Source organism: Puia dinghuensis (assembly GCF_014642875.1).
In the GTDB taxonomy this organism is placed as follows: domain Bacteria; phylum Bacteroidota; class Bacteroidia; order Chitinophagales; family Chitinophagaceae; genus Puia; species Puia dinghuensis.
The window spans coordinates 349,086-365,650 of the sequence record NZ_BMJC01000005.1; the positions used below are offsets into that span (position 1 = coordinate 349,086).

General features: G+C 56.3%; 7 protein-coding genes. 3 read left to right on the forward strand and 4 right to left on the reverse strand.

What is annotated here, in order from left to right; all coding sequences use genetic code 11:
• Positions 1-7: 7 nt before the first annotated feature.
• Positions 8-862: a cupin-like domain-containing protein gene (locus IEY39_RS23125; RefSeq protein ID WP_188936181.1), complete on the forward strand. Its 855-nt coding sequence runs from the start codon at positions 8-10 to the stop codon at positions 860-862.
• A 26-nt stretch (positions 863-888) separates the two neighbouring features.
• Here IEY39_RS23125 and IEY39_RS23130 read toward each other — a convergent pair whose 3' ends face one another.
• Complete coding sequence (locus IEY39_RS23130; protein WP_188936184.1) at positions 889-1,794, reverse strand: cupin-like domain-containing protein; 906 nt, start codon at positions 1,792-1,794, stop codon at positions 889-891.
• A 192-nt stretch (positions 1,795-1,986) separates the two neighbouring features.
• On the opposite strand from IEY39_RS23130, the gene IEY39_RS23135 reads away from it, so the two are divergent.
• Positions 1,987-8,646, forward strand: coding sequence for a polyketide synthase (locus IEY39_RS23135; RefSeq protein ID WP_188936186.1), 6,660 nt, complete (start codon positions 1,987-1,989; stop codon positions 8,644-8,646).
• A 40-nt stretch (positions 8,647-8,686) separates the two neighbouring features.
• On the forward strand, positions 8,687-12,778 hold the full coding sequence (locus IEY39_RS23140) for a non-ribosomal peptide synthetase (RefSeq protein WP_229689048.1): 4,092 nt from the start codon (positions 8,687-8,689) through the stop codon (positions 12,776-12,778).
• Here the strand turns inward: IEY39_RS23140 and IEY39_RS23145 are convergent.
• From IEY39_RS23145 to asnB, 3 genes are read right to left on the reverse strand one after another with little or no spacing between them, the layout of a single operon-like run.
• Positions 12,765-13,520, reverse strand: a complete 756-nt coding sequence (locus IEY39_RS23145) for a class I SAM-dependent methyltransferase (protein ID WP_188936190.1) — start codon at positions 13,518-13,520, stop codon at positions 12,765-12,767. The genes IEY39_RS23140 and IEY39_RS23145 overlap by 14 nt on opposite strands.
• 1 nt (position 13,521) lies before the next feature.
• Entirely contained in the window at positions 13,522-14,655 is a 1,134-nt protein-coding gene (locus IEY39_RS23150) for a glycosyltransferase family 4 protein (RefSeq protein ID WP_188936192.1), read from the reverse strand.
• A gap of 2 nt (positions 14,656-14,657) precedes the next feature.
• Positions 14,658-16,559: an asparagine synthase (glutamine-hydrolyzing) gene (gene asnB / locus IEY39_RS23155; protein WP_188936194.1), complete on the reverse strand. Its 1,902-nt coding sequence runs from the start codon at positions 16,557-16,559 to the stop codon at positions 14,658-14,660.
• Positions 16,560-16,565 lie beyond the last annotated feature (6 nt).

Genomic DNA, 16,565 nt, shown 5'->3' on the forward strand with positions numbered 1-16,565 from the left:
CCGCAAAATGGAAGTGCAGCGAGTCGACGACATCACCCCCAAAGAATTTTATAACGAGTTCTACATGACCGGAACTCCAGTCGTCTTTAAGAATGCATCCAAGGTCTGGAAAGCAAATGGTCTCTTTACACCCGATTGGTTCCGCGAAAACTATCCCGATCGCACGACAGAAGTGAAAGGCAAGAACTACACCATGCGCGAAGTGCTCGATCTGGTGCAGAACAGCACCGAACAAAACCCTGCTCCCTATCCCATTATCTTCAATATCCCGGAAACGCTGCCCGAACTCACTCCCCTGCTGCAACCCCTCAGCCTCAACTACGCCGTGCCTAATTGGTTGGAGAGTAAATGGTTCAAAAGAGGCCACTGGGGCGGCGTCACCGAACTCTTCATCGGGGGCCCCGGTGGAAGGTTCCCTTATGTCCACCTCGACTACTATCATCTCAGCGCCTGGATAAACCAGCTCTATGGCGAAAAACGCTTCACCGTTTTCCCCCGCGGCCAGGAAGAATTCCTCTATCCGAAACCCGACGATCCCTGGCGCTCTGATATCAACATCTTCGAACCCGACTTCGGGAAACACCCCAAATACCGCAACGCCACTCCCATCCACTTCACCGTTGGAGCCGGCGAAACGCTCTTCATTCCCTTCGGAACATGGCACAGCGCCTACTCGCTGACGCCAACTATCTCCGTGGCTTTCGATCAGCTGAATCGAAAGAACTACAAAGATTTCATGAAAGATGTTTGGATGTTCAAAAAGCGGCAGGGAACAATGAAGGCGATCACCATGTACAGCTATGCCTGGCTCGCCGGCCAGACGTGTAAACTAGGCGATGCACTGGGGACAAAACGATCTTAGCAATGGTAGCCCCCCGGGGTCTATCATCAGCGCACAAATGATTCCTGGATGTCCATGATCTTCCCGAGCACTTTGCCATACGCCAACACAGCCAGCGCCATAAAGGATGATGTAGCGTTTTCCTTCCGCCGCCACACCTTGGCTTCATCCCGGACATAGGCATCCCAGTTAGCGTGACTTAAATGACAACGCCCAATGGAGATGGAAGGCTCATGTATCTGGGTAATATGCCACCACCCGGTAGGGAATAACAAGGTCTCACCAGGGTATATCGTCACCCGCATAGGCCTCGTTTCCCGAAACAAGGGGAAGCGCTCGTAATCCGGATTCACCGCATCCACCTGCGACACTTTGGGATTGTGCGGCTGCGGATACATATATGGAGCCTGGTCGGGGGAATAAAGAATAAATTCCTTACTGCCATATAACATCGTCGCCTGGTTGTGCAGGTATAGTTCATCGATATGCAGGAAAGGAAAAGCCGCCCCTTTGCCGCCAACAAATATTTCGTACACCTCCGTGCCATGCATCATAAACCGGGGGAGCAGTGGATGGTTGATCCGGTCGATCTTACTATACACGATCTCCGGCTTGAATTCTTTTCTTAATTCGGGGCAATAATACTCCACATTGATACTAAACGGGTAGGGCGCCGGATTCTCGGCAGATGAGACCAATACCCTATCGATCAGGTCGGCAAAACTGTATTCTACCCCCTTGATCTTCTTCTTAAGGTGACCGTAATTTTCCTTGATGAATTCAGGCGTGACCTTCCCCATCCCGGGCCATTTATTTGCAGTGTCCGTAAGGATCACCGGCCGCGAGGGTTCGATATATTCTTTTATCAGCTCTTTCCGGGACAGGTTCTCCCGGCGGTCGATGGACCCGGCGGTCTTGGAAAAGGTTGACTGCTGTACTTTTTCCTGCAGCATAAAAGGGGTTACTGGTTTTGGGTATTCTGTCTACAAGATAGGCATTTTTACTTAATTTTTTATGCCCAAATGAACCAAAAGACTAAAAAAATCGCAATGCAATTCGTATATTTGATAGTCTATCAAAACCCCTAAAATACGCGGCAGACATAGATTCTGCGCGGAGATGCTAACCGCTTTATCGTAGTAGCTATGGAACTGTCCATTCATTCACTGTTTGATCGTCAGTTTCGTCAGACTCCCGGCCTCCCCGCCGTGCGCTTTGGCGATCGCATCCTCACTTACGCAGACCTCGACCGCGAAGCAACCCGCCTTGCACAAGCTATCATCACCCGATCGCCCAACTCCGCAGCCATAGGCATCAGCACCATCCGCCGGCCCGAAATGATCGTCGGTGTCCTCGCCATCCTCCGTTCGGGGAAAGCCTATCTGCCACTCGATCCTTCCTACCCGGTGGATCGCTTACAACAGATCGTTTCGGATTCCGGCATCGACACCTGCCTGTGCATGCGGACGGAAGAAGAAGCCGTTCTCGCTTCCCTGCAAGGGCTGGAGCCTATGCCCTTCGACGCCGAAGCTTCTTCGGCGGCTGATCTAACGGTTACACCTCAGCGTAACCCGTTCCTTGCTTATATCCTCTATACTTCCGGCTCCACCGGCAAGTCGAAAGGCGTCTGCATGGGGCATGGCCCGCTGGTCAACCTGCTGCAATGGCAGCAACGCCATTCCACCGCCACAGCCGGCACCCGCACCCTCCAGTTCGCCCCCCTTACCTTCGACGTTTCCTTCCAGGAGGTATTCGCCACCCTCACAACCGGCGGGACACTGATACTCATCGAAGACGAACTGCGCCTCGACCCACAGAAATTACTCCGTTTCATCGGGACGGAAGGCATCAACCGCATCTTCCTCCCCTTCGTTGCACTTCAATACATCACCGAAGCGGCGGACGCTTCCAACCTTTTTCCTTCCTGTCTCCGGGAAGTAATGACAGCCGGCGAACAATTAAAAATAACTCCGCAGGTGGTCAATTTCTTTTCGGCCCTCCCCGGCGCCACACTCTTCAACCAGTATGGCCCCACCGAGACCCACGTCGTGACGGAATTGGTTCTCCGTGGAGAACCCGCCTCCTGGCCCCCTCTCCCCACCATCGGCACACCCATCGACAACACCGGCGCCTGGATCCTCGATCCTGAAAATGAGCGAAAGCGCCTCATGCCCGACGGCGCCATAGGCGAACTCTGCTTCAGCGGCGACTGCCTCTCCGAAGGCTACCTCCACCGCCCCGAACTCACTGCAGAGAAATACCAGCTGTGGACCCATCCCGAAAAAGGACAACTACGCATATATAGAACAGGCGACCTGGCCCGCTACCTGCCCGACGGCAACATCGAATTCCTCGGCCGCATGGACCACCAGGTGAAGATCCGCGGCTACCGCATCGAACTGGGTGAAATAGAGGTCGTCCTCAACCAGGCGGCAGATGTAGGACAGGCTGTAGTGGTCGCAAGAGAAGATGTCCCCGGAACAAAAAGACTAGTGGCCTATCTCGTCAGCAGCAACGGCAGGAAAGATACCCCCGCTCTACGGCAGCACATCGCCCGCACCCTACCTGATTATATGATGCCGGCAGCCTTCGTATGGCTCGACGAGCTCCCCCATACTACCAGCGGGAAGATCGACAAGCTTTCCCTTCCCAAACCCGAGATCCGGCGACCTGACCTGGCCGTTCTTTATAAAGCACCTGTCTCCAAAACCGAGACCATCATTGCCACCCTCTGGGCCGCCTTCCTTCAGCTGGACAGAATAGGCACGGAAGATAATTTCTTCGAGCTGGGCGGCAATTCTCTGGTGGCGCTGAAGACCGTAGCAGCCCTTCAACAACAACACGGACTCGATCTGCCCATCACCCGGCTCTACCAGTTCCCCACCATAAAGGCGCTCGCCGCCTGGCTGGAAGACGGCGTAACTACCCGGCTGCGGCTGCCCAAAGATCATGGCCGCCGCAACACCGGTAACGCCGCGGATGACGACATCGCTATCATCGGCATGGCAGGCCGCTTCCCCGGCGCTTCCACCATCGAAGAGCTGTGGACCCTGCTGAAAGAAGGGAAAGAAACCGTCTCCTTCTTCACAAAAGAAGAACTGGATGCTTCCATTCCCAAGGACCTCCGCAACGATCCCGACTATGTGCCGGCCCGCGGCATCATCGATGGCGCCGACACCTTCGACGCGGGTTTCTTCGGCATCAGCCCCCGCCTCGCCGAGCTGATGGACCCCCAGCAACGCATCTTCCTCGAAATAGCCTGGGAAGCCCTCGAAAAGACAGGCTATCTCCCGGACACGGATAGATTCTCTGGCTCCATCGGCGTCTTCGCCGGCTCGGGCAATAACAGCTATTATCTCAACAACGTCATCCCCAACAAAGAGCTGGTCGATAGGGTAGGCGGCTTCCAGGTGATGACTTACAACGAAAAAGACTATGTCGCCAGCCGCACTGCATACATCCTCGACCTGAAAGGCCCCGCCGTCAGCGTCCATTCGGGTTGCTCCACTTCCTTGCTGGCCGTCGCCCAGGCCATGGACAGCCTGCGCAAAGGCTATTGCGACATCGCCCTGGCCGGCGGCGCTTCCGTCACCGCCCCCATCCGAAGCGGTCATGTTTACCAGGAAGGCGCCATGCTCAGCCGCGATGGCCATTGCCGGCCCTTCGACGCAGAAGCCCAGGGCACCACCTTTAGCGACGGCGCAGGCGTCGTCCTGCTGAAGACAAGGCAACAGGCCGAAAAAGACGGCGATACCATCTATGCAGTGATAAAAGGCGCAGGCGTCAACAACGACGGCGGCGGAAAAGGAAGCTTCACCGCCCCGAGTGCTGAAGGACAGGCGGGCGCCATCGCTATGGCGATCGCCGAAGCCGGCATCGACGCATCCTCCATCAGCTACGTAGAAGCCCACGGCACCGCAACTCCCCTTGGCGATCCGATAGAGATCGAAGGCCTCCGGATAGCCTTTGGCGAACAGGAAAAACAACAATATTGCGCGCTGGGTTCCATCAAAAGCAACATGGGACACCTCACCGCCGCAGCAGGCGTCGCCGGTCTCATCAAAACAACCCTGGCGCTCTGGCACCGGCAACTTCCCCCATCCATCAACTTCAGCTCGGCCAACCCCGATATCGACTTCCGGCAAACCCCCTTCTTTGTCAATACGACCCTCCGCGACTGGCAAAGCACCGGCCCAAGAAGGGCTGGCGTCAGCTCCTTCGGCGTCGGCGGAACAAACGTACACGTCATCGTAGAAGAGGCGCAGCAACCCGCCCAACCTTCTTCTACCACCACCCGGCCCCTGCAACTCATCACGTTCAGCGCCAGGACCCCGCAAAGCCGCGAAGCCTACGCCGGCCGCCTGGCCGCTTTCGCATCGGCAACCCCCGACCCTGCTACGGCGTCCCGGGAACTCGCCGATATCGCCTATACCCTCCAAACGACCCGTGCCAACTTCGCCGCCCGCCGCTTCATCCTGGCCACCGACGAAAAACACCTGGTCGGCCAGCTGCAACAACCTTCCCCGGCTCCTTCCACTTCAGGGATGCTGGAGGAAGCCCCGGCAGGTGTCGTCTTCCTCTTCCCGGGCCAGGGTTCACAACAAGTGAACATGGGCCTCGAACTCTACCAGCATGAGCCCGTCTTCCGGCAGGCGGTAGACGAATGCGCCCGACTGCTCCAGCCCATCATGGGAGAAGATATTCGGGAGGTCCTCTACCCCGCGCAGGTTACCCCGGAGACGGCCGGCCGCATCAACAATACGCTCTATGCCCAACCCGCGCTCTTCGTTATAGAATACGCCCTGGCATGCCTCTGGAAAAGCTGGGGAATCACCCCCGCCGCCTTCGCCGGGCATAGCATCGGGGAGTTCGTAGCAGCTCATCTGGCAGGAGTCTTCAGCCTCGAAGCAGGGTTACAACTCATCGCCACCCGTGGTCGGATGATGGCCGAACAACCCGCCGGCAGCATGTTGAGCATCCGCGCTCCGCACCATAAGATCACCCCCCTGCTGCCTTCGACACTTTCGCTTGCCGCCGTCAACAGCCCCGAGCTCTGCGTCGTATCCGGGCCAACCGACGAGATTACGGCTTTCTCCATTCTGCTCGAAAACCAGAGCGTCCAAAACAAAACACTCTATACCAGCCATGCCTTTCACTCTGCCATGATGGACCCCGTCGTGGAGCCCTTCCGGCAACTGGTGGCATCCATACCATTAAGCCTGCCCCGGCTGCCCATCGCATCTACCGCCACCGGCAAATGGCTCAGCGACGCTGAAGCCACCGACCCGGCCTACTGGGCAGGACACCTGCGGGCAACCGTCCGGTTCTCCGACGCCATCATCACCCTGTTGGACAACGGCAACCGCCTGATGCTCGAGGTCGGCCCCGGCAAGGTCGCTTCCGTCCTCGTCCGTCAGCACCGCACGGCAAAACCGGCTGCCGCTATAAGCAGCCTCGATACCGAAGAAAGCACCTCTCACTACTACGCCATCCTCAAAGCGCTCGGGCAACTTTGGCTCAACGGCATCCAGCCCGACTGGAAAACCTTTTACACCGGCCAGCACCGCCGCCGACTGGAACTCCCCGCCTATGCCTTCGAAAAACACCCTTGCTGGGTCAACCCGCCGCAACCACCAACTCAGGTGCAGCCGACCATCGAGGCCGCCCCTGCTCAACATACTCCCGCAACCGATAATTCGACTCAACACACCCCCATGCGTACACGAGAACTCCTCCTCCGGAAAGTAAAAGAGATCATGGAAGACGCTTCCGGAATTGAACTGCAAACCGCCGACGCCGACGCAAGCTTTGTTGAACTCGGGCTCGATTCCCTCCTGCTGACCCAGGTGGCCCTCAACCTCAAAAAAAGCTTTAACCTGCCCATCACCTTCCGGCAGCTGAACGAAGAATATGGCAGCTTCAGCCTCCTGGTAGCCTACCTGGACGCCAACCTGCCCCCCGACCCGGTGCAACAACCCCAGGCAACGGCCCCAATGCCACAACCAGTCGCCGCAACCGCCCCCGTGAACTACATCCCTGTGGCCGGCAACAACAACACAGTCATCGGCCTCATCTCCCAACAGATACAACTACTGGCCCAACAGATCGCCCTTCTCCAGGGCGGCGCACCAGCACCGGCCCCCGTCGTTGCGACGCCGCAGGCATCGGCAGCCCCAACATTCACACCGGCTCCATCCACCAATGGCAAACCCAAAACAGACGGCGAGCTCACTGCCGAAGAAGTAGTCGAACATAAGAAACCCTTTGGCGCCACTGCCAAGATCGATAGATCCGCTCGCGAACTCGACGCCAGGCAACAGTCCTTCCTCGATGACCTGGTTGCCCGCTACACCACAAAGACCGCATCCAGCAAAGGCTACACGGCCGAGCATCGTTCCTACACGGCCGACCCGCGTGTGGTCACCGGCTTCAAACCCCAGACAAAAGAGATCGTCTATCCCATCGTCGTCAACCGTTCGAAAGGCAGCCGCCTCTGGGATCTCGACGGCAACGAATACATCGACGCCCTCAACGGTTTCGGCTCTAATATGTTCGGCTATCAGCCCGACTTCATCGTCAAAGCGATAAAAGAACAGATGGACAAAGGTTATGAGATAGGTCCACAACACGAATTGGCCGGCCCCGTAAGCAAGCTCATCTGCGAATTCACCGGCTTCGACCGCGCCGCCCTTTGCAACACCGGCTCCGAAGCCGTCCTGGGCGCTATGCGCATAGCCCGCACCGTTACCGGCCGCAGCACCATCGTCGCCTTCGCGGGGTCCTACCACGGCATCGTTGACGAAGTCATCGTCCGCGGCTCCAAAAAGCTCAAATCCTACCCGGCCGCCCCCGGCATCATGCCCGAAGCAGTACAGAATATGCTTATCCTCGACTATGGTACGGAAGAAACCCTCCGCATCATAAAAGAACGGGCACACGATCTCGCAGCCGTCCTGGTAGAACCTGTCCAAAGCCGCCGCCCCGAATTCCAACCCGTGGAATTTCTGCAACAGTTGCGTACCATCACCGAGAATGCAGGCGTTTGCCTCATCTTTGACGAGGTGATCACCGGCTTCCGGATGCACCCCGGGGGGGCCCAGGCCCTCTTCGGCGTAAAAGCCGACCTCGGAACATACGGCAAGGTCATCGGCGCCGGCATTTCCATCGGGGTCATCGCAGGTAAGAAATTGTATATGAACGCGCTGGACGGCGGTGACTGGAAATATGGCGATACCTCTGTTCCGGAAGCGGGAGTTACGTATTTTGCTGGTACCTTTGTACGACACCCGCTGGCCCTGGCCGCCTCCAAAGCCTCGCTGGAATATATGAAGGCAAAAGGCCCGGCCTTGCAACAGTCGCTCACCGACAAGGCAAAATACCTGGCCGATGCCTGCAACGCCATCTGCCAGCATCATGGCCTGCCGCTGTTTGTAGCTCAATTTGGCTCTCTCTGGAAGCTTAAATGGAAAGAAGATATCTCCTATGCCGAACTGCTCTTTACCCTCATGCGAGACAAAGGTATCCATATCCTCGACGGTTTCCCCTGTTTCCTCACCGAAGCGCACAGTCGGCAGGACGTGGACACCATCATCGAAAAGTTCGGGGAAAGCATCGCCCAACTCATCGACGCCGGCTTTCTCCAAACCAAAATTACCAATCCAACGGTCCTTTCAAAGAACCCTGACATTAAAGTAGAAGAAACTTCGTTGATCCCCGGCGCCAGATTAGGCCGGGACAAAGAAGGTAACCCCGCGTGGTTCATCAACGATCCTGATCGCCCCGGGAAGTATTTGCAAGTGAACTAAATAGTAACCATTGGACCAGGGAAATTTAACTAACGACCTTTTGCCGGTAGAATTCGACCCATTCAGCGGACCCGAGATACTCCGGATATTGCCTGCCATCGAGCCCCAACTCGAGATCTACATCTCCTGCCGCCTCGGTGGCGAGGACGCCAACCGATCATACAACGAGTCGGTGTCCCTGCTGCTCACCGGTGCCTTCGACCGCGAAGCCATGGACCGCGCCCTGCAAGATATCATTGCCCGGCATGAAGCCCTCCGCTCGGCTTTCAGCCCCGACGGCCGCAAGATCATCGTCTTCAGGCAGCTGCCGGTCAACCTTTATTTCGAAGACCTGTCCACCCGCTCGAAATACGAGCAACAGGCCTTCATCGACAACTTCTCGCAGCAGGAGGCATGCAAAGCCTTCGATCTGCTCAACGGCCCCCTCTTCCGGATGGCCTTGTTCCGGCTGGGCAACGAAGAACATTTCTTCAAGCTCACAGCCCATCACATCATCTGCGACGGATGGTCCCTGGGCATCCTCCTTCAGGATTTGGGTAAGCTCTATTCCGCTTATGCAAAAGGTCTCCTTCCCAACCTGCCGGAAGCCACGCGGTTTAGCCAATACGCACTCGAACAATGGGAATCCCTCGAAAGCCCGGAATATATCGGGACGGTGCAATACTGGCTCGACCAATATAAAGGCAGCATTCCCGTCCTCGATATGCCCACGGATTTCCCCAGGCCCACCCTGCGCACCTATAAAAGCCAGCGGGACGATTACCCCCTCGAAGGGTCGCTGGTGCAATCCATAAAGAAACTGGGCGCCGGCGCCGGCTGCAGCATCGTCATGACCCTCATGGCCGCCTTCGAGGTCTTCCTCCATCGGTTGACAGGGCAGGAAGACATTATCCTTGGCCTCCCGGCCGCCGGCCAATCCAACTCCGGCTACCAAAACCTGGTCGGTCATTGCGTGCACCTCCTGCCCCTGCGAAGCCAGCCAAAGGGAGATATCTCCTTTCTTGCCTACCTCCGGCAACGGAAACCAAAGATATTCGACGCTTACGACCACCAGCAGTTCACTTTCGGTAGCCTTCTGAAGCGGCTGCCCATCGCCCGCGATCCTTCCCGCATCCCCCTCGTCCCCGTCGTCTTCAACATCGACATGGGGCTCGACAACGGAGTGGCCTTCCATAACCTTCATTACCGGATGACTTATAACCCCCGGGAATACGAGAGCTTCGAGATCTTCCTCAACGCCTCGGGCTCCGAACAGGCCCTCACCCTGGAATGGTCTTACAATACCCAGCTCTTCAAACCCTCTTCCATCAGCAGGATGATGGACGGTTTCGAACACCTGCTGCGACAGCTCACCACCCAGCCCGATGCTCTCATCAGAGACCTGCCGGTGATGGATTCCTACGCCCGTAACCACCGGCTCGATACCCTCAACGATACTTCGGTCGACTATCCAAAGGATAAGACCCTCTACGCCCTCATCGACCAACAGGCCGCGGCAACCCCCGATCACCCGGCCCTGCTTTTCGAGGGCATCAGCATCAGTTATAAAACCCTGGCCGAAAAGTCCAGCCGCCTGGCGCACTACCTCCAATCCTGTGGCGTCCATAAAGGCGATGCCGTGGGTCTCGCCCTCGACCGCTCGGCGGAGATGATCATCGCCCTCATCGCCATCTGGAAGGCAGGCGCCGCCTATATCCCCCTGGACCCCGCCTACCCCGACGAAAGAATCGAATTCATGTTAAAGGACGCCGCAGCCGGCATCCTGCTCACCACCAGTAAATACCGCACCCGGTTCCACTCCCAGGCAAAAAGCCTCACCCTCGAAGATTGCTGGGATAAAATAGCGCATAACCCGGCAACCCCACCCGTCACGGGCACCGGAGCAGACCTGGCCTACATCCTCTATACCTCGGGGTCTACCGGCACACCCAAAGGCGTGGAGATCGAACACCACAACCTGGTCAACTTCCTGCTCAGCATGCAGCGTGAACCCGGCATCACCGGCGCCGACCGCCTGCTGGCCGTAACGACCATCTCCTTTGATATCGCCGGACTGGAATTATACCTGCCCCTCATCAGCGGCGCCACCCTCGTCCTGGCAGACGCCGAGTCGGCAAAGGACGGCCGTATCCTGCTGGACATGGTCCGCATGGAAAAGATCACCATGATGCAGGCTACCCCCTCCACCTGGCGGATGATGCTGGACGCAGGCTGGAACAATCACCTGCCCCTGAAAGCGCTTTGCGGCGGCGAAGGCCTGCCAAAAGACCTGGCAGAGACCCTCGTAACTAAATGCAGCTCCCTGTGGAATATGTACGGTCCTACCGAGACGACCATTTGGTCCACCCTAAAACAGATTCAGCCCGGCGATGATACGATCACCATTGGCCGGCCTATCAACAATACGCGTGTTTATATGCTGGATGAATCCGCCAAACCCGTGGCCCTTGGCGCCATCGGCGAGATCTACATCGGCGGCGACGGCGTAGCCCGTGGCTATCACAACCGCCCTGCCCTCACGGCCGAGCGCTTCTTGTCCGATCCCTTCGCAAAAGACGGCTCGAAGATGTATCGCACCGGTGACCTCGGCCGGCTCCTCGAAACCGGAGACATCCTTTGTCTCGGCCGCATCGATCACCAGGTGAAGATCCGCGGCCACCGCATCGAACTGGGCGAAATAGAACACAGCCTCGTCAAACAACCCGGAATAAAAGAAGCCGTCGTCATCGCCCGTGAAGACCGGCCCGGCGATCAGCGTCTTGTCGCCTATATCGTTCCGACAGGAAACAGCCTTCCCGAAGGCAGCCATTTCCCCTTGAACGAGCAACGCGAATGGGAAAAAGGCCTGCACAATCTGCTGCCCGCCTACATGATCCCCAACGACTTCATTGCAATGCAGCAGTTGCCGCTGACAGCCAACGGGAAGATCGACCGTAAGGCCCTCCCCCGCCCCGTGGCAAAAACAGGCGCCCTGCCAAAAGAATACACCCCTCCTGCCACCGAGCTGGAAAAGATAATCGCCGCCTCCTGGATCCAATCCCTCGGACTCAGCAAGGTCAGCGTCCACGACGATTTCTTCGAACTGGGCGGCCACTCCATGATCGCCATCCAGGTAATGACCCAATTGGAAAAAACGCTGGACAAACGCCTGCCGCTGACGACACTCGTCGAATGCCCCACCATCGCCCAATTGGCCGGACGGCTCGAACAAAAAGATAAAGACCTGTCCTGGAGCTCCCTCGTTGCTATCCGGGCAGAAGGCTCCAAAACCCCGCTTTACATCGTCCATGGCGGCGGTCTTACAGTGCTCATCTTCCATGCCCTGGCTATGAGCATGGACCCAGACCAACCCGTCTATGGCCTGCAAGCAAAAGGACTCAACGGCATCGACGAGCCCCTCGACAATATGGATGCCATCGCCGCTCACTATGTTGCGGAGATCCTTGAACATAACCCGGATGGCCCCTTCTGCCTGGCCGGCTACTCCTTTGGCGGCTTCATAGCCTTTGAAATGGCGCGCCAGCTCCAGGCCATGGGAAAAGAGGTAAAAATGCTGGGCATCTTCGACACCGCCGCCGACAATACCTCGGTACAGTTCGATCCGCTGTGGAAGAGAATGCTCCGCAAGTTCGGCCGCCAGTTTCCAAAACTGCTCTTTATCCTGCAGTCCCTGGGCAGGCATCCCGGTCAAACGATAAAATACCAATCCTCCTTCTTCCGGCGGAAAATGCGTGTTCCCCTGGAAAAAGTGGGGCTCCTTCACCATATGCCGAACGAATTGAACACCCTCGAAAATGCCGGTAAGGTCAATGAAAAGATAGAGATCGCCTATCGCGATTATAAGATGGAGCCACTCAACATTTTAGTCGACCTCTTCAAGGTAAAGACCCGGCTCTATTTTGTAAGCGACCCCGATTGCCTCAGCTGGCGGCCCTATGCCCTGAAAGGCGTTGCTGTCCATGAGGTTCCGGGTGACCACAAGACTTTCCTGATGGACCCGCATTACCGCGAAATGGCTGGCATCCTGCAAAGATGCCTCGATCAGCGCACGGCGGCTCCCCGCAAGGAACAAAAAGACCCCGTAACCCTGCGGCCCATCATCACCTCCCGCGGAAAGCTTACTGGTTCTTAGCCTTTTCCCAAACGGAGACAAAGCCACCAGTCAGCTGGTAAGGCAGCACTTCCGCCAGGGCGCAATCCCACTTTTGCAGGATCTTGATCTTTTTGGTAACAAAAGAGAAAGGGAATACATCTTCGATAAAATTGGTCTTTCCAAACCGGACGATACGGAACGTATTGTCACTGGCCAGCTTCTCCAACGAAGGCCGGGTGAAGAATTGAATATGCGTAAGGTCGTCGGCGTCAGACTGCACCGTCGTCCCCTTGTAGCCCATGGACTGTTTGAAATTGTTGACGGTCCGCCAAAGCCAGCCGTTCTTCTTCTGCATCCGCTGCACCGGCTTCGTCACCAGGCTCTCCCGCGGCCCCTTGCCGTTGGGAACCGTCACCACCAACACGCCATCGTCATGCAATATCTGGTGCAACACCTTCAACAGCTTCCCGGGATCATTCAAATGTTCCAAAACCTCGCTGCACACCACCGCATGATAGCGTTGCCCGTCGGCAACCAGTTGCTCGGCGCTGACCACCTCAAACCGGACATTGGGGAAAGTGTTAAGACTACGCGCCTTCTCGATGGCCTTGGGACTGACATCCACTCCCCGGACAACAAACCCCTTCTCGCCAAGATATCGCGAGATCACCCCGTTGCCGCAGCCCACATCCAACACCTCGGCCCCTTCGGGCAGGTTGGCCTTCAAGGCATCCACAATAAAGTTCACCCGCTTGATATCGACAGCTTTTTTAAATTCCATTTTATGCTAGAGGTTTATTTAACACATTGGTATATATATCTTCTATCTCCCGGGCCATCCGGATTACGTTAAAACGCCCGCTGATCGTTTCTATGGCCCTTTGTTGAAATTTTTTCTGCATCTCCCGGTCGTGGCCCAATTGCACCAGCGCCTCCGTCAGGGAAGGCACCAGCTCCCCGGTCTGCACCAGCAACCCGTTCTCCCGGTGCTTAAGCACTTCTCCCGTCCCATCCACATCCGAAGCAATGATTGCCTTTCCCATAGCCATGGCCTCCAGCAACCCGATCGGCAGGCCTTCCCAAAGCGAAGGCAATACAAAAATATCAGCCGCCGCCAGAACATCGGGTACATCCTGCCGGAAGGTCTGGAAAGTGATCCTGTCCCCAAGCCCCAGGTCGGCGCTGAGCCGCAGGGCTTCCTCCCGCAACTCTCCATCCCCCACCATCAACAGGTGCATCCCCGGCACGGCATCTGCCGCCTCCTTAAAAGCCCTGATCATGGCCAGCGGCTGTTTCTGCTTGGTAAACCGGGCAATAAAAAGCACCAGCAGGGCGTCGGGCCCGATGCCCAATTCTACCCGCACATCCTTGGAAACACTGGACGGAGAGAATTTTTTCTGATCAATTCCATAATTCACCAGCACCGACTCGAATCCCTTTATATGCTGCTTCCCCGAAACCTGGTTGGCCCGGGATACCGAGATGTTCACCGCCGTCCGGGAGGTAATATAGGTCTCCCCCGCTATCCGCATCCGCCGTAATAACGTCTGCTGATCGGGGTGAAACGACCAGCCATGAATCGTATATACAACGGGAATCCCAAGCGACCTCGCAGCCCAGAGAACATTGCTGGCGGCACGCGTACCATGCGCATGAATGAGATCGACCTTCTTCTCCTTTAACAGCTCCTTCACCTTCCTCCACTTGGTCAGGTCGAAGGGCTTTTCCGTATAAATAACATCCGTCCCAACACCCATCTGCTGCAACCGGTCGATCATCGGCCCCTGGGTAAAAGATAACACCACAGGCTCAAAACGACTCTTGTCGAGGTATTCTACCAGATTCAGTAAATGTGACTCGCCGCCGCCGATCTTCCCCTGCCGGATACATTCCAATACCCTTATTTTATTGCCCATAGTTACAACTTTTCAATCCAGCGATCATACCACAATTGAAACATCAACACCTGCCACAGCTTCTGGTAATTCACCTTTTTACCTGCTAAATATTCGTCACGTAATTGAATGATCGGGCCATGTGCAAATACCCCGGTCGCCGAAAGACAGCGCTCACTAAGATAATAACGCAGCTGTTCTTTGAGGTCTTCCCTGAACCAGACCATCAGCGGTGCGATAAAGGGCCGCTTGGGCCTTTCCATCAGCGCTTTGGGGATATACCGGTGCACCACTTCCTTTAACAGCCACTTGTTCACCCCATTCCTGATCTTTAACGAAGACGGCAGCTGCGCCAGGAATTCGATCACCCGGTGGTCGAGCATCGGCTCACGTCCCTCCAGGCTCACCGACATAGTCGCCCGGTCCATCTTCACCAGGTTGTTATCGACAAGAAAAGTCTTGTAATCGATGGCCAGCAGGCGGTTGACGGTGCCGTCATTATGCTCCAGCAGCCTGCCATCCTCGAAGAAGGTATGATAGCGCTCAAAAGACTGACCAAGAAATGACTCGGCTTCTTTCTCGGTGATGTACTGGCTGATATACTTGACGGCGCTCACGGGGTCATGGCTCTTCCAGATGAGCCGCATCTTCTCATAGCGCGTCGCAAAGTTATATTTACTGTTGAAAAAGGGAATATACTGGGGATTGATCAGCGACATGGTCCCGCTGAGCAGACTCTGGACAAAAGGCGGCATCTGGCTGGTATAGCGCTCCGCCTGGTTGAACTTGTTATAGCCGCCAAAGATCTCGTCTCCTCCGTCGGCACTGAGCGCTACCTTCACCTGCTTGCGCGCAAGCACGCTCACCAGCACCGTCGGAACAGTGGAATTGTCCGCAAACGGCTCGTCATATATCTCCGGCAGCCGGTCGAGCACGCTTCCCGCTTCCTTTGCCGTGAGATACCATTCCGTATGATCCGTCCCGAGATATTCGGCTATCTTCTTGGCCTCGGGCGCCTCGTTGAATTCATTCTCGTGGAATCCTATGGTAAAGGTCTTCAGCTTCTCGGCCCGGCCCGTCTGGAGCAACGCGGCCACGCTGCTGCTGTCATAGCCACCGCTGAGAAATAGCCCCACCGGCACATCGGCCACCATCCGGTATTCATAGGCATTCTTCAGCAGCTTATCGGTCTGTTCTATCGCTTCCGCGTCGGACAACGATAGTTTGGGCTTATTATAATGATCGAATACCTCCCAGTATTTCGTCAGCTGCTGCCGGCGGCTGGAAAGATCGATCGTCAGGTAATGACCGGGCAGCAACTTGAACGTCCGGTGAAAGACGCTATGCGGGGCCGGGATATAGCTGAATTGCAGGAAAAGCGCTACACTGTTGACGTCTATCTTCTTCTCGAATGCCGGATGGGCATACAAGGCCTTCAGCTCGGAGCCGAATAACAGCACTTCCTCATTCCAGTAGTAATATAAAGGCTTCACGCCCGCCCGGTCGCGCAACAGGATTATCTGTTGCTTCCGCTTGTCATAAAGGGCAAAGGCGAACATGCCGATAAACTTTTGCACTACATCGATGCCCCAGCAATCATATCCCTTCAGAATAACTTCCGTGTCCGACCAGGAAGTGAAAGTATACCCCTTTTCCTCTAGTTCCTTCCTTATCTCCTTGAAATTATAGATCTCCCCGTTGAAGTTGACGATGAGGTCGCCAAAATGCATCGGCTGATGTCCCAGGGGGGACAGATCGAGGATCGACAACCGGCGCTGACCAAAGCCGATGGCCGCTTCCGGCGCCTCATACACTTCACAGCCACCGTCATCAGGTCCACGGTGAAGCAGCGCATCCGACATTTTGCGCAACACGTCGATGCCGCTATTCTTTTTAAAATCCACAAAGCCGGTGATTCCACACATAGATTG

Coding starts and splice junctions, on each gene's coding strand:
- IEY39_RS23125 (WP_188936181.1), top strand. CDS start 8: ATGGAAGTGCAGCGAGTCGACGACATCACCCCCAAAGAATTTTATAAC.
- asnB (WP_188936194.1), bottom strand. CDS start 16,559: ATGTGTGGAATCACCGGCTTTGTGGATTTTAAAAAGAATAGCGGCATC.
- IEY39_RS23150 (WP_188936192.1), bottom strand. CDS start 14,655: ATGGGCAATAAAATAAGGGTATTGGAATGTATCCGGCAGGGGAAGATC.
- IEY39_RS23145 (WP_188936190.1), bottom strand. CDS start 13,520: ATGGAATTTAAAAAAGCTGTCGATATCAAGCGGGTGAACTTTATTGTG.
- IEY39_RS23135 (WP_188936186.1), top strand. CDS start 1,987: ATGGAACTGTCCATTCATTCACTGTTTGATCGTCAGTTTCGTCAGACT.
- IEY39_RS23130 (WP_188936184.1), bottom strand. CDS start 1,794: ATGCTGCAGGAAAAAGTACAGCAGTCAACCTTTTCCAAGACCGCCGGG.